The organism is Massilia sp. 2TAF26 (assembly GCF_052115005.1).
Classification (GTDB): Bacteria; Pseudomonadota; Gammaproteobacteria; order Burkholderiales; family Burkholderiaceae_D; genus Telluria.
The window spans coordinates 43,214-56,731 of sequence record NZ_JBFRFV010000022.1 but is presented as its reverse complement, the minus strand read 5'-3'; the positions used below and the strand labels follow the sequence as shown (position 1 = coordinate 56,731).

13 protein-coding genes are annotated in these 13,518 nt (G+C 64.9%); 4 read left to right on the top strand and 9 right to left on the bottom strand.

Going from position 1 to position 13,518, the window contains the following annotated elements; all coding sequences use genetic code 11:
* The first annotated feature begins 19 nt into the window (after positions 1–19).
* The 4 genes from AB4Z32_RS20285 to AB4Z32_RS20270 all read left to right on the top strand — a co-directional run bounded on the left by AB4Z32_RS20285 (position 20) and on the right by AB4Z32_RS20270 (position 4,999).
* Positions 20–1,024 (top strand): DUF58 domain-containing protein, encoded by a 1,005-nt coding sequence (locus tag AB4Z32_RS20285; protein ID WP_442123699.1) that lies wholly within the window; start codon positions 20–22, stop codon positions 1,022–1,024.
* The gene (locus AB4Z32_RS20280; protein ID WP_442123673.1) at positions 1,021–3,039 is read left to right on the top strand and encodes a transglutaminase TgpA family protein; all 2,019 of its coding nucleotides are present in this window, start codon (positions 1,021–1,023) and stop codon (positions 3,037–3,039) included. The genes AB4Z32_RS20285 and AB4Z32_RS20280 overlap by 4 nt, the downstream gene beginning before the upstream one ends.
* Complete coding sequence (mltB, locus tag AB4Z32_RS20275) at positions 3,036–4,202, top strand: lytic murein transglycosylase B (RefSeq protein WP_442123672.1); 1,167 nt, start codon at positions 3,036–3,038, stop codon at positions 4,200–4,202. Before AB4Z32_RS20280 ends, mltB begins: the two co-directional genes overlap by 4 nt.
* 452 nt (positions 4,203–4,654) lie before the next feature.
* A complete protein-coding gene (locus AB4Z32_RS20270; protein ID WP_442123671.1) occupies positions 4,655–4,999 on the top strand; it encodes a hypothetical protein in 345 nt (114 codons plus the stop codon).
* A gap of 141 nt (positions 5,000–5,140) precedes the next feature.
* On the opposite strand, the gene cysM is transcribed toward AB4Z32_RS20270, so the two are convergent.
* The 9 genes from cysM to cmk form a co-directional block, all read right to left on the bottom strand.
* On the bottom strand, positions 5,141–6,043 hold the full coding sequence (gene cysM, locus AB4Z32_RS20265) for a cysteine synthase CysM (RefSeq protein WP_442123670.1): 903 nt from the start codon (positions 6,041–6,043) through the stop codon (positions 5,141–5,143).
* 152 nt (positions 6,044–6,195) lie between these two features.
* On the bottom strand, positions 6,196–6,549 hold the full coding sequence (locus AB4Z32_RS20260; protein WP_442123669.1) for a ComEA family DNA-binding protein: 354 nt from the start codon (positions 6,547–6,549) through the stop codon (positions 6,196–6,198).
* A 98-nt stretch (positions 6,550–6,647) separates the two neighbouring features.
* Positions 6,648–7,655 carry a D-glycero-beta-D-manno-heptose-7-phosphate kinase gene (gene rfaE1, locus AB4Z32_RS20255; protein ID WP_442123668.1) on the bottom strand — a complete coding sequence of 336 codons (1,008 nt, stop codon included), beginning with the start codon at positions 7,653–7,655 and terminating at the stop codon, positions 6,648–6,650.
* An 8-nt stretch (positions 7,656–7,663) separates the two neighbouring features.
* Positions 7,664–9,034, bottom strand: coding sequence for a UDP-glucose dehydrogenase family protein (locus AB4Z32_RS20250; RefSeq protein WP_442123667.1), 1,371 nt, complete (start codon positions 9,032–9,034; stop codon positions 7,664–7,666).
* Between the two features lie 4 nt (positions 9,035–9,038).
* A complete protein-coding gene (lapB, locus tag AB4Z32_RS20245) occupies positions 9,039–10,214 on the bottom strand; it encodes a lipopolysaccharide assembly protein LapB (RefSeq protein ID WP_442123666.1) in 1,176 nt (391 codons plus the stop codon).
* Between the two features lie 28 nt (positions 10,215–10,242).
* The gene (locus tag AB4Z32_RS20240) at positions 10,243–10,545 is read right to left on the bottom strand and encodes a LapA family protein (RefSeq protein WP_230027580.1); all 303 of its coding nucleotides are present in this window, start codon (positions 10,543–10,545) and stop codon (positions 10,243–10,245) included.
* Between the two features lie 175 nt (positions 10,546–10,720).
* Positions 10,721–11,026, bottom strand: coding sequence for an integration host factor subunit beta (locus AB4Z32_RS20235; protein WP_008446215.1), 306 nt, complete (start codon positions 11,024–11,026; stop codon positions 10,721–10,723).
* A 19-nt stretch (positions 11,027–11,045) separates the two neighbouring features.
* The gene (gene rpsA / locus AB4Z32_RS20230) at positions 11,046–12,752 is read right to left on the bottom strand and encodes a 30S ribosomal protein S1 (RefSeq protein WP_442123665.1); all 1,707 of its coding nucleotides are present in this window, start codon (positions 12,750–12,752) and stop codon (positions 11,046–11,048) included.
* Between the two features lie 91 nt (positions 12,753–12,843).
* Positions 12,844–13,506 (bottom strand): (d)CMP kinase, encoded by a 663-nt coding sequence (gene cmk, locus AB4Z32_RS20225; RefSeq protein WP_442123664.1) that lies wholly within the window; start codon positions 13,504–13,506, stop codon positions 12,844–12,846.
* Positions 13,507–13,518: the final 12 nt, after the last annotated feature.

The window sequence follows — 13,518 nt, the reverse complement described above, 5'->3', positions numbered from 1 at the left end:
GGACGCGGCATTGACCAGGCTGCCGCTCGGGGTCCGCATCTTCGGCTGGCTGCGCGGACGGCGCAGCACCTGGCGCGAACGCACCACCGCGCGCGACCGCGGCGAGGTCGAGCTGAGCCAGCGCCGCGTCTACATCCTGCCGACCCGCGCCGGCCTCGGCTTCGGCGCCCTGCTGCTGGCGCTGCTGATCGGCTCGGTCAACTACAGCCTGGGCCTGGGCTTCGGCCTGACCTTCGTGGCCGCTGCCTGCGCGCTGGTCGACATGATCCATACCTACCGCAACCTGGCCCACCTGCACCTGCGCCCGGGCCGCGCCGGCGCGGTGTTCGCGGGCGAAGAAGCATCTTTCGAGCTGCTGCTGGCCAACCGCACCCGCCTGGCCCGCTACGCGCTCTGGGTCGACCTCGACACCGTCAAGGATGCGCGCCATGCGGTCGACGTCGCCGCCGGCTCGAGCACCGGCGTGGTGCTGTCCGCCACCAGCAGCCGGCGCGGCTGGATGAATGCGCCGCGCGTGCGCCTGTCCACCCGCTTCCCGCTCGGCCTGTTCAAGGCCTGGAGCTACTGGCAGCCCGATAGCCGCGCGCTGGTCTATCCCTATCCCGAACAGGACGCGCCGCCGCTGCCGGTCAGCGGCCACCCGAGTCCGGACGGCGTCAAGAGCGCCGGCAGCGACGACTTCGCCGGCGTGCGCAGCTACCAGCCGGGCGATCCGCTGCGCCAGCTGGCCTGGCGCCACATCGCGCGGCTGGACCCGGCACTCGGCGGCCAGCTGGTCACCAAACAGTTCGAAGGCGGCTCGATGGACGAGCTGGTGCTCGACCTCGACGCGCTGCCGCCGCGGCTCGATCTCGAACTGAAGCTGGCGCGCCTGGCGCGCTGGGTGCTGGAGGCGGAACTGCGCGCCCTGCCCTATGCGCTGCGGCTCGGCCGCCAGCGGATCGAGGCCGCGCTGGGGCCGGCACACCAGGCCGCCTGCCTGGAAGCGCTCGCGCTGTACGGCAGCGCCGCCGAGGCCACATGAAAGTCCTGCGCCCCGCCTTCCCGCTGTCGCGCGACAAGCAGGACACCCTGCTGCTGCTGGCCAGCACGGTGCTGGTGCTGCTGCCGCATACCGCCCACCTGCCGCCCTGGGTGACCCTGCTGTGCGGCGCGACCCTGGCCTGGCGCGCCCTGCTCACCCTGCTGGGACGGCGCATGCCGGCCAACCTGGTGCTGGTGCCGCTGGCGATCGCTGCGATGGCGGGCGTGCTGCACACCTATCACACGGTGCTCGGGCGCGATGCCGGGGTCGCGATGCTGGTGCTGCTGGTGGCCTTCAAGATGCTGGAGATGCACGCGCGGCGCGACCTGTTCGTGGTGGTGTTCCTGTGCTTCTTCCTGGTGCTGACGAATTTCTTCTACTCGCAGAGCATCGGCACCGCCCTGCTGATGCTGGTCTCGGTGGTGGCCCTCCTGACCACCCAGCTGTCCTTTCAGCTGACCGGCGTGGTGCCTCCCTTGCGCACCCGCCTGCTGATGGGCGCGAAGATCCTGGCGCTGGCGGCGCCGCTGGCGGCCCTCGGCTTCTTCCTGTTTCCGCGCGTCGACGGGCCCTTGTGGGGCCTGCCCGAGGATGCCCGCGGTGCCCGCAGCGGCCTGTCCGACAGCATGGCGCCGGGCCAGTTCTCGAACCTGGCTCAATCGGACGATCCGGCCTTCCGCGTGAAGTTCGACGGCCCGCCGCCGGCCCAGCCGCAGCTCTACTGGCGCGGCCCGGTACTGGGCGCCTACGACGGCCGCACCTGGACCCGCCTGCTGCCGCGTCCGCATTTCGGGCGCAAGGCGCCGCAATCCGTGTCGATCTCGGTGCGCGGCGCGCCGCTGCACTACCAGGTCACGATGGAACCCTCGAACACGCGCTGGCTGTTCGCCCTCGAGATGCCGCGCGCCCTGCCGCAGATGTCCGGCGACGCCGCCAGCGTGACGCCCGACCTGGAGCTGCAGGCGTCAAATCCGGTACGCGAGCGGATCCGCTACGAGCTCTCATCCTATGTCGACTTCAGCCTGCAGGCCGACGCTCCGCTCGACAATGCCTACCAGTGGCTGCAGCTGCCCTACGGCCGCAACCCGAAGACGCTGGCCGCCGGCGAGCGCCTGCGCCAGGACTATCCGGAACCCATGCAGCGGGTGCAGGCGGTGCTGCGCCAGTTCTCCACCGGCGGCTATGCTTACACGCTGCAGCCGCCCCTGCTCGGCGGCGACGCCGTCGACGAATTCCTGTACACCACCCGCGCCGGCTTCTGCGAGCACTTTGCCGGCGCCTTCGTGTTCCTGATGCGCGCGGCCGGCATCCCGGCGCGCGTGGTGACCGGCTACCAGGGCGGCGAACTGAATCCGATCGACGGCTACTTCACGGTGCGCCAGTCGGACGCCCATGCCTGGGCCGAGGTCTGGCTGCAGGAACAGGGCTGGGTGCGGGTCGACCCCACCGCCGCGGTCGCGCCGGAGCGCGTGCAGCGCAGCCTGGCGCGCGCGCTGCCGGCGCCGGCGCCCTTCGGCATCGAAGGCCTGGGGCGCCTGATGCAGCCGGCCCCCGGTTCGCTGCTGGCCAAGGTTCGCTTTGCGATCGCCGCCGCCAACAATGGCTGGAACCAGTGGGTGCTGAACTACACGCCGCAGCGCCAGCATGCCTTGCTGGAAAGCCTGCAGGACAATCTGTTCGGCTGGCGCAGCGCGGCCCTGCTGGCCCTGGGATGCGCGCTGTTGTTGATCGCAGGAAAATTGTCGCGGCAACAGCGGATGGACCCGGTCGATAAGCTATACTCGGCCCTGTGCCACCGCCTCGGCCAACTGGGCCTGCCGCGTGCGCCGGACGAAGGCCCGACGGCATATGCCGCGCGTGTCGCCGGCGCCGAGCTGGCCTCCGGACCGAAGGCCGCCGCGGCCGAATTCCTGCGCCGCTACAGCGCCTGGCGCTATGCGCCGCCCACGCAGTCCCAGCCGCATGGCGCCGGCCTGCCGACTATCCTGAAAGAGTTGCTGTCCCGAGTTCGATGAAATCTTTTGTACCGCTGCTGCTTGCCCTCGCCATCGGCGCCGGGCACGCGTCCCACGCCGCCGCCTCCTCCTCGATCCACCATGCCGGCGCCAAGTCGGCCAAGGCGTCCAAGGCGTCCAAATCCGCCAAGGCTGGCAAAAAAGCCAAGGCCACGGCCGCGAAAGCCGCGCCGGCGCCCAAGCGTCCGGCGATCGACTATGACGGCGAACAGGTCGCCTTCGGCGAATGGCAGGCGGTACGCGATTTCGAAGACGAGATGGTCAGCCGCCACAACTTCGACCGCGCGGCGCTGGACGCACTGGTGGCCAAGACCCGCTTTATCGACTCCGCGGTCCAGCTGGTGAAACCGGCGCCGCCGGGCAAGCCGAAGAACTGGCAGGCTTACAGCGAGCGCTTCATCGAACCGATCCGCATCAATGCCGGGGTCCGCTTCTGGAACGAGAACGCGGCCCTGCTGGAACGCGCCGAGGCGATCTACGGGGTGCCGGCCGAGATCATCGTCGGCATCATCGGCGTCGAGACCATCTATGGCCGCGACACCGGACGCTTCCGCGTGGTGGACGTGCTGACCACCCTCGCCTTCGCCTATCCGGAATCGCCGAACCGCAACGACCGCATGCAGTTCTTCCGCAACGAGCTGGAAAAGACCCTGGTGCTGGCGCGCAAGGAAAACATCGATCCTTTCTCGCTGCTCGGCTCGTTTGCCGGCGCGGTCGGCATGCCGCAGTTCATGCCCGGCAATATCCTGAAATACGGCGTCGACTTCGACGGCGACGGCATCGTCGACCTGCGCAACTCGGCCGCCGACGCGATCGGCAGCGTGGCCAACTTCCTGGTCAACCATGGCTGGGACCGGAATGCGACCGGTCCCTCGGTCTTCCCGGCCGAAGTCGCGCCGAGCCTTGCCTGGGAGCCGCTGCTGGGCGGACTCGAGGCCCGCTACGAGCCGGCCGAGCTGCGCGGCGCCGGCGTCGTCACGCGGACGCCGCTGCCGGAACAGCGCCAGTACGGCCTGATCGACCTGCAGAATGGCGCCGCCCCGACCGAGTACTGGGTCGCAAATGCTAATTTCTTTGCAATCACAAAGTACAATCGCAGTTATTTCTATGCCATGTCGGTGATCGAACTGGGCCGCGCGGTGCGTTTGGCACGGGGTATGTGACCCTTAACCAGCTAGAAACTTTGTATCCGTTTGTAACGGTACAACAGTGTTAATGCTGAGCTAATGCAGTACTGACAACGATATACTCCCTGGGGTATGCTGTTTTCCTGGACGTAGTTCTCCGAGGAAACAGACCTTTCGCCCCGATACCCCCATATTTCTTGGTGTTTCTACATGCTTTTTGGAAACGTGCGGCAGCGCATCGAGGATTGCTTTACACTTAAGTTTAAATAAAAAGCAATTAATTTTTCAGTGAGTTTGTGAGAGAATTGCATTGCGGCTATTGTTGCAGCAAGACAACGAATTAAGCAGTTACGCCTGATAGTTATTGCTCTTAAGTACTAAATTTAAAAAAGTTGTATAATTTAGTAGAAATTTTCGAAACTTTGTTGTGATAATAGAGTAGAGCCGCTAACGAGCTCCCTTAACCCAAAAATAGGAATAGTGACATCATGACGAACCAAGTCGGCATTGATATGAACAGCGATTCGGAGAATGACGAACTGCTGCAGTACAACCCGAACCGCCTGCTCGACACCCTGATCGAGAACCTGCGCCTGAAGAACGACGCAGCCCTGTCCCGCGCCCTGGAAGTTGCGCCGCCGGTCATCTCGAAGATCCGCCACCACCGTCTGCCGGTCGGCGCCTCGCTGCTGATCCGCATGCACGAAGTCAGCGACCTGTCGATCCGCGACCTGCGCTACCTGATGGGCGACCGCCGTGCGAAATTCCGCATCAGCGACAAGCAGTTCAAGCCGAAGGACAAGGACAACAACGCAGCCGCCAGCGCAGAATAACCGTGGGCGCGACTACGGACGGCGGCCACACGTGCCGCCGCACCGGCACCAGCATTTGTATTGCCAGCTTCGCCAGTTCATCCTCGTGAGGGGAGACACCCAGCGCCCAGACCTCGCGCCGGGAAAAAGACATCCAGCCAATCAGGCGGGGAACACACCCGTCGACAGATAACGATCGCCGCGGTCGCAGACGACGAACACGATCGTCGCGTTCTCCACGGTCTGCGAAATGCGCAACGCGATTTCGCAGGCCCCGGCCGCGGAAATACCGCAGAAGATCCCCTCCTCGGCCGCCAGCCGGCGCGCCATCTGTTCCGCAGCAGCCTGGGTCACGTTCTCGACCTGGTCGACACGCGCCTTGTCGAAGATCTTCGGCAGATAGGCTTCCGGCCATTTGCGGATGCCGGGAATCGACGAGCCCTCTTCCGGCTGGGCGCCGATGATGCGGATCGCCTCGTTCCGTTCCTTCAGGTAGTGTGACACGCCCATGATGGTGCCGGTCGTGCCCATCGCGCTGACGAAATGGGTGATGCGGCCTTCGGTATCGCGCCAGATCTCGGGACCGGTGGTCTCGTAGTGGGCGCGCGGATTGTCCTGGTTGGCGAACTGGTCCAGGATGATACCCTTGCCGTCCTTCTGCATCTGCTCGGCGAGATCGCGCGCATATTCCATGCCGCCGGTCTTCGGGGTCAGGATGATCTGGGCGCCGTAGGCGGCCATGCTCTGGCGGCGTTCGACCGATAGGTTGTCCGGCATGATCAGGAGCATCTTGTAGCCGCGGATGGCGGCCGCCATCGCCAGCGCGATGCCGGTATTGCCGCTGGTCGCTTCGATCAGGGTGTCGCCCGGCTTGATCTGGCCGCGCTCCTCGGCGCCGCGCAGCATCGACATCGCCGCGCGGTCCTTCACCGAACCTGCCGGATTGTTGCCTTCGAGTTTGCCGAGAATGACGTTGTTGCGGGCCGCGGCGTCGGCGCCGGGAATGCGGACCAGCTGCACCAGCGGGGTGTTGCCGATCGTGTCCTGGATGGTCTTGTATGCCATGGGTTGCGTCTGCTTTCTTGCGATCTCAAAACGCCATTCTAATCCGAGATCAACAGCGGCGTATGGCGCCGCCCGCAGAGAGCGTGATTCGAAGCAATGTAGGGTGGGGCCTTCAGTCCAGTGGACTGAAAGGCGAGCCCACCCTACCAGGCTTACTTGGAAGCCTTGGCCGGCTTGGCGGCCTTGTCATCGGCCTTGGCCATCGGCGCGCCGGAATGCGCAGCCATTGCCGCGCCTTCCTTGGACTTGCCGTTCACCTGCAGGCCGGCTTCGGACAGCTTGGCGGCGCGCTTCTCGCCGACGCCCTTCACGCGCTTCTGGAAATCGGCCCAGTCCTTGAACTCGCCCTTGGCGCGTTCGTCGATGATGGTCTTCGACATGGCGGGACCGACGCCCTTCACCGAGTCCAGTGCCGCGGCATCGGCCTTGTTGACGTCGACCTGGGCGAATGCGATGTTGACCGACGCCGCCAGCGCGGCGATTGCAAGGAACAGTTTCTTGATCATCTGGTCTTCTCCGTTGGTTTGTATGTGGACGGCGAGCGCCGCCCGCATCCATTAACGGACCAGCCCGGCGGGCGTTGACGCCCGGCCTTTGGCAAAGCTCAAGTGCCGGCGTCGGTGCGGCGGCGGTGCGCGAACAGCTCGTCGCGGGTGACGGTGGCCGTACCCAGCTTGCCGACCACGATGCCGCCGGCGCGGTTGGCGGTGGCCAGGGCTTCCGCCAGCGGCGCGCCCACGCCCAGCATCGCGGCCATGGTCGCGATCACGGTGTCGCCGGCGCCGGAGACGTCGAACACCTCGCGGGCGTCGGCATGCACGTGCAGCACCTCGTCGGCGGTGTACAGGCTCATGCCCTCTTCCGAACGGGTCAGCAGCAGCGCGGTGAGACCCAGCTCCTCGCGCAGGCTCTGGGCCTTCTCGGTGAGCTGTTCCTCGGTCTTCCAGCTGCCCACGATGCGCTTGAGTTCCGACTTGTTCGGGGTCAGCATGGTGGCGCCGGCATAGGGCGTGAAATCGTCGCCCTTGGGGTCGACCATCACGGTCTTGCCGGCCGCGCGCGCCATGCGGATCATCTCGGCCACGTTCACCAGGCTGCCCTTGTTGTAGTCGGAGAAGATGATGACGTCGTAGTCCGGCAGGATGGCCTTGAACTGGGTCAGCTTGTCGCGCAGCGTGGTCTCGCTGGGCGCCTCTTCGAAGTCGATGCGCACCATCTGCTGCTGGCGTCCGATCACGCGCAGCTTGACAATGGTAGAGATCTGCTCGTCCCGCTTCAGGTAGGTATCGATGCTGGAATCGCGCAGGATCTGCTCGACCTCGTCGCCCGCCTCGTCGTTGCCGACCACTCCCAGCAGGCCGCAGTGGGCGCCGAGGGCGGCGGCGTTGCGCGCCACGTTGGCCGCCCCGCCCAGGCGGGCTTCGCGGCGCTCGATGCGCACCACCGGCACCGGGGCTTCGGGCGAGATGCGCGAGACGTCGCCGAACCAGTAGCGGTCGAGCATGACGTCGCCGACCACCAGCAGGCGCACGCTCTCGAGCTGCGGCGCCTCGGCCTGGCGGTAGCTGTCGGTCGGCAGCAGGCGGCTGGGAATGTCCTTGTAGCTCGACATCGCTGTCCTCACTTGCTGGTCAGGACCGAACGGCCGATCCCGTGGTATTCGATGCCCTGGCTGGTCATCAGGGCCGGCTCGTACAGGTTGCGGCCGTCGATGATCACCGGCTGCTTCAGGCGCGCCTTGATCTGCTCGAAGTCGGGGCTGCGGAAGGCTTTCCACTCGGTGACGATCAGCAGCGCCTCGGCGCCATCCAGCGCCTCCATCGGCGCCTCGGCGAAGCCGATGCGGGACAGCTTTTCCTCATCCAGGTCGAGGGCCAGCACGCGGCGCGCCTCTTCCATCGCCACCGGGTCGTACACGGTGGCGGTGGCGCCGCGTTCGATCAGCTCGGCCAGCAGCACGCGCGACGGCGCTTCGCGCATGTCGTCAGTGTTCGGCTTGAAGGCCAGGCCCCAGACCGCGAAGCGCATGCCGGACAGGTCCTCGCCGAAGCGGGCAACGACCTTGCGGCCCAGCACCTGCTTCTGGCGGTCGTTGACGGCCTCGACCGCGCTCAGGATCAGCAGTTCCTGGCCGTACTGGCGCGCGGTGCGCTCGATCGCCTGCACGTCCTTCGGGAAGCAGGAGCCGCCGTAGCCGGCGCCGGCGTACAGGAAGCTGTGGCCGATGCGCGGGTCGGAACCGATGCCGTGGCGCACCGCTTCGATGTCGGCGCCCACCTTGTCGGCCAGGTTGGCCAGCTCGTTCATGAAGGAGATGCGGGTCGCCAGCATGGCGTTGGCGGCGTACTTGGTGAACTCGGCCGAACGCACGTCCATCCAGTAGGTGCGCTCGTGGTTGCGGTTGAAGGGTGCGTACAGCAGCTTCATCAGCTCGTGGGCGCGGCTGCCCGCCGGGGTGTCGTCGAGGCCGATGACGATGCGGTCCGGACGCATGAAGTCCTCGACCGCGGCGCCCTCTTTCAGGAACTCGGGGTTCGAGACCACCGAGAACTCGGCCCCGCTCTTGCCGCGCGCCGCCAGCTCCTCACGGATCGCGGCGGAGACGCGGTCGGCGGTGCCCACCGGCACGGTCGACTTGTCGACGATGACCTTGAAGCCGTCCATGTGGCGGCCGATGTTGCGGGCGGCGGCCAGCACGTACTGCAGGTCGGCCGAGCCGTCTTCGTCCGGCGGGGTGCCGACGGCGATGAACTGCAGCTGGCCGTGGGCCACGCTGGCGGCGACGTCGGTCGAGAAATGCAGGCGGCCGGCGGCGCGGTTGCGCGCGACGATCTCTTCCAGGCCGGGTTCGTGGATGGGGATGCCCCCGTTGTTGAGCAGGTCGATCTTGCGCTGGTCGACGTCGAGACAGAACACATCGTTGCCGAGTTCCGCCAGGCAGGCGCCGGTGACGAGACCGACGTAGCCGGTGCCGATAATCGTAATCTTCATATTCTTAATTCATCACATTGAGTTCTTCGGTGCGGCGCGGCGGGTAGGTCTCCCACTTGCTGCATCCCGGGCATTGCCAATAGTACTGGCGGGCCTTGAAACCGCAGTGGCTGCACTGGTAGCGTGCGAGCTTCTGCGTATAACCGTGGACGAGGTTCTTCACCATCGACAGCTCTTCCCAGACATTCGCCGGCGCATCCATGAGGCGTGCTTCGAGCAGTTTGTCCAGGCCGAGCAGCGTCGGATTGCGGCGCAGTTCTTCGACCACCAGCTGTTTGGCAGCGTCCACGCCGTTCAGTTCGATGACGGCCTTGAACACCACCTCGATCAGATCAATCGACGACGCTTCCGCCAGGTAGGAGCGCAGCAGGTTCACGCCTTCCTGGGGCCGGCCGACCTTGCGGTAGCCGTCCATCAGGCGGGCCGCCACCAGGGCCACGTGGGGCACGCTCTGCTGCTCGACGCGGCGCCAGGTCTTGAGGGCGCCTTCGATGTCGCCCTGGGCGGTCTGGGCATCCCCGTACAGCATGGTCGCGCGCACGCTCTTGCGGTCGGCCTGCAGGGCCTTGTCGAGCAGCTGCATGGCGTCGGCCGGCTGCATGTGCACCAGCGCATCCTGGGCCAGCTCGCAGTAGAACTGGGCGATTTCCTTGTGCTGGGCGCCGGCGCCGGATTCCTGCAGCCCCTCGGCGGCGGCGATCGCGCGGCGCCATTCCTTTTCGCGCTGGAAAATTTCTAATAACGCGCGCCGGGCCTGCACCCCGTATTGCGTGTCGACCAGCAGGTTAAAGGTTTCCTCGGCGCGGTCCAGCAGGCCGGCCTTCAGGTAGTCCATGCCGAGTTCGTACTGGGCGTGCACCTGCTGCTCGATCGGCAGGTCGGGACGCGACAGCAGGTTCTGGTGGACGCGGATGGCGCGCTCGGTCTCGCCGCGGCGGCGGAACAGGTTACCGAGCGCAAAGTGCATCTCGGCGGTTTCGGGATCCAGCTTGACGATCTCGATGAAGGCGTCGATCGCCTTGTCGGGCTGCTCGTTGAGGAGGAAGTTCAGGCCCTTGAAGTAGCCGCGTGGCAGGCTGCGCGATTCGGACACGAGTTGCTTGATGTCGACGCGGGCGGCGATCCAGCCGAGGGCAAAAAAGACGGGGATGCCGAGCAGCCACCAGATTTCAAATTCCATGTGATTCTTATTCTGTTGTTACGACGGTTCAGCGCGGGGTGACGCTGTCGGGTTGCGGGGCGCTGGCGGCGGTGCCGGCGGCGCTCTGCAGGGCCTGGATGGTGTTCTTGTGCTGGGAGCTTTCGCGGCGGTGGCGGAACACGGTGGGCGTCACCGCCAGGATGCCGAGGAAGGCGCCGGCGATGAAGAAGGCCAGCAGCATCAATACCAGCGGTCCGCGCAGTTCATAGCCCAGGAAGAAATGCAGGTCCACCTGATCGGTGTTCTTGAGGGCGAAGCCGAAAAAGAGGACGAACAGGATGCATCCAAGAATGGCTGAAACAATCTTCATCTCATTAGGTCCTGTCAGGAGTGGCTACAAAGGCGCAGTGTCGCATATTTGAGACGAGTTTTCAAAAGGCGGGCCTATCCGTCGTTCCGCGCAGGCGGGGACGAGGGATAGGCAGGCATAAAAAAAACGGCATCTCCGAAGAGACGCCGTTTCTGTCCGCCAAACGGCAGACGACTCAGTCTTCGATGATCGGTTGCCCGACCATCGCGTCGACCCGCTCGCGCAACTGCTTGCCCGGCTTGAAGTGGGGCACCCGTTTTTCGGGCACCATCACCTTGTCGCCGGACTTCGGATTGCGTCCGATGCGGGGCGGCCGGCTGTTCAGCGCGAAGCTGCCGAAACCGCGGATCTCGATGCGCTGGCCGGTCGCCAGGGCGTTGGTCATCGCATCGAGGATGGTCTTGACAGCGTATTCCGCATCTTTGGCCACCAGCTGGGAATAACGTTCAGCCAGGCGGTTGATCAGCTCGGACTTGGTCATCTGCGCGTTCCCAGGTTAATTAACCCTTGTTGTCGAGCTTGGCCTTCAGCAGGGCGCCCAGCGAGGTGGTGCCCGATGCAGCGTTGCTGTCCGAAGCCAGCTTGCTCATCGCTTCCTGGGTGTCGGCGTTGTCCTTGGCCTTGATCGACAGCTGGATGCTGCGTGCCTTGCGATCGATGTTGATGACCAGGGCTTCGACCTTGTCGCCCACTTTCAGGTGGGTGCCGGCATCTTCAACGCGATCACGCGAGATTTCCGAAGCGCGCAGGTAGCCTTCGACTTCCTCGCTCAGGGCGATCACGGCGCCTTTCGGCTCAACCGATTTCACGGTGCCGGTGACCAGGGTGCCCTTGTCGTTCAGCGAAGCGAAGTTGTTGAACGGGTCGCCTTCCAGCTGCTTCACGCCCAGCGAGACACGCTCGCGCTCGACGTCGATTGCCAGAACCACGGCTTCCAGCTCGTCGCCCTTCTTGAACTTGCGCACGGCTTCTTCGCCGGCTTCGGTCCAGGACAGGTCCGACAGGTGCACCAGGCCGTCGATGTTGCCCGGCAGGCCGATGAACACGCCGAAGTCGGTGATCGACTTGATCGAACCCTTGACCTTGTCGCCCTTCTTGTGGGTCATGCCGAAGTCGTCCCACGGATTCGCCTTGCACTGCTTCATGCCCAGCGAGATACGGCGACGCTCTTCGTCGATTTCCAGGACCATGACTTCGACTTCGTCGCCCAGCTGGACAACCTTGTTCGGAGCCACGTTCTTGTTGGTCCAGTCCATTTCCGAGACGTGCACCAGGCCTTCGATGCCCTGCTCGACTTCCACGAACGCACCGTAGTCGGTCAGGTTGGTGACCTTGCCGAACAGGCGGGTGCCTTGCGGGTAGCGACGCGACAGACCGGTCCACGGATCGTCGCCCAGCTGCTTCACGCCCAGCGAGACGCGGTTCTTTTCCTGATCGTACTTCAGGACCTTGGCGGTGATTTCCTGGCCGACGGTCAGGACTTCCGACGGGTGACGCACACGGCGCCATGCCAGGTCGGTGATGTGCAGCAGGCCGTCGATGCCGCCCAGGTCGACGAACGCACCGTAGTCGGTGATGTTCTTGACGACGCCGGTGACCACGGTGCCTTCCTTCAGCGTTTCCATCAGCTTCGCACGCTCTTCGCCCATCGATGCTTCGATGACGGCGCGACGCGACAGCACGACGTTGTTACGCTTGCGGTCCAGCTTGATGACCTTGAATTCGAGGGTCTTGCCTTCGAACGGGGTGGTGTCCTTGACCGGACGGGTGTCGACCAGCGAACCCGGCAGGAATGCGCGGATGCCGTTGGTCAGGACGGTCAGGCCGCCCTTGACTTTACCGTTGACGGTACCGGTGACGATTTCACCGGATTCCATTGCTTTTTCCAGAGCCAGCCACGATGCCAGGCGCTTGGCCTTGTCGCGCGACAGGATGGTATCGCCGAAACCGTTCTCCAGCGATTCGATGGCCACGGAAACGAAGTCACCCACGTTGACTTCCAGTTCGCCCTGGTCATTCTTGAATTCTTCGATAGGAATGAAAGCTTCCGATTTCAGGCCGGCGTTGACGATCACGAAGTTGTGATCCAGACGCACGACTTCGGCCGAAATGACTTCGCCCGAACGCATGTCTTGACGCGACAGCGACTCTTCGAAGAGTGCTGCGAAGCTTTCCATGCCGGTATCTTGATTTGCTGCAGTAGCCATGAGTTTTTGAAAGGTTAGCCAGCAGAACGGCGATATGCCCTCTGAACTGGGTCAGGTTGAAACACACCCGGGAAACACTGCCCGGGCACCACTAGCCGTGCGCCCACCAGCCGAGCACCTGGGCAACCGCGTCTTCCACGGTCATCTCCGAGGTATCGAGGATATGCGCACCCTCTGCCGGGACCAGCGGCGCCACGGCGCGCTGGGTATCGCGCGCATCGCGGGACTGCAAATCCGCCAGCAGATCGTCCATATTAGCAGAAAACCCTTTGTCAATCAATTGCTTATACCGGCGTTGCGCACGCGCCTCGACACTTGCCGTCAGAAACACTTTCAACTTGGCGCCAGGGAAGATGACGGTCCCCATATCGCGCCCGTCGGCCACCAGTCCCGGGGTCTGGCGAAAGCCCAGCTGCAGCCCGAACAGGGCCTGGCGCACCGCCGGCAGCGCCGCGATCTTCGAGGCGGTATTGCCGACTTCCTCGGCGCGGATCGCATTGCTGACGTCCTCCGTGCCCAGGTAGATGTGGCCGCCGTTGAAACGGGCCGGCAGGTGTTCGGCCACCTTGGCGACCGCGTGTTCGTCCGACAGGATGGTGCCGCGGCGCAGCGCCGACAGCGCGGTCAGGCGGTACAGGGCGCCGGAATCGAGCAGGTGGAAGCCCAGGTGGTCGGCCACCCGGTGGGCCACCGTGCCCTTGCCGGACGCGGTCGGGCCGTCGACGGTGATGACGGGAATATTTGAATGGGGCATACGTAGCTTGTT